The sequence below is a fragment of the Pseudoalteromonas sp. T1lg21 genome (genome assembly GCF_002964625.1).
Classification (GTDB): domain Bacteria; phylum Pseudomonadota; class Gammaproteobacteria; order Enterobacterales; family Alteromonadaceae; genus Pseudoalteromonas; species Pseudoalteromonas gelatinilytica.
In genome coordinates, this window is the sequence record NZ_PQBX01000050.1 from 1,387 (window position 1) to 2,120 (window position 734).

The following is a 734-nucleotide window of genomic DNA, read 5'->3' on the forward strand; positions in this document are numbered from 1 at the left end:
TCTCGCCGACGTTCAATTAGGTTTCGGTAAAGATTATGGGTTTATTGGATAAGATACTGGGGCGTGGTGATAACACTCAGCAACAAGCGCCTGAAGTTCGTGACTACGAACAACCAGAGCAAGTTGCACGTAAGTTATCACCTCAACAAATTGCGGCACAAAAACGCTATGCTGCATCTAAGTCTGATCGTTTGTTTAAAAACCCTATCGGTTATGGTTTAAGTGTTGATGAAACTTTACGAAGAGATGTGGAGCGCTTACGAGCTGCAAGTCGATCTGCAGGTGAGGACGTTGGATATATCAAGAAGTACTTTGGCATGGTGCAAACGCATATTGTCGGGGATAAGGGTTTTCGTCTTCAATCGCAGATACGAAATGCGCAAGGAGAGCTTGATAAAGATGCGAATAAATCTGTCGAGTTAGCTTATAAAGAGTTTTGTCGTAAAGGTTTTTGCGAAATATCTGGTCGTATGAATATGACCGAAGCTGACCAATTGATAGCGAAGACCGTCAGCCAAGACGGTGATATGTTGATCAGGCATATAGACAACGCACCTAATAAGTTTGGTTATGCTTTTCAGCTTATAGAAGCTGATTTGCTCGATGTTAATCTTTATAAAGTCCTGTCTAATGGCCACGTAATTAAAATGGGGGTTGAGCAGGACGGTTTTGGTCGTCACCTTGCGTACCATATTCTTACCAATCATCCAGGTGAATATACGTGGTCTACGGGC

At 42.8% G+C, this 734-nt stretch carries 1 protein-coding gene; it reads left to right on the plus strand.

The genetic code is table 11. The features are described from left to right. Nucleotides 1–35: 35 nt before the first annotated feature. On the plus strand, nt 36–734 hold a 699-nt coding region (locus tag C2M25_RS10315; protein ID WP_158679702.1), incomplete at its 3' end, for a phage portal protein.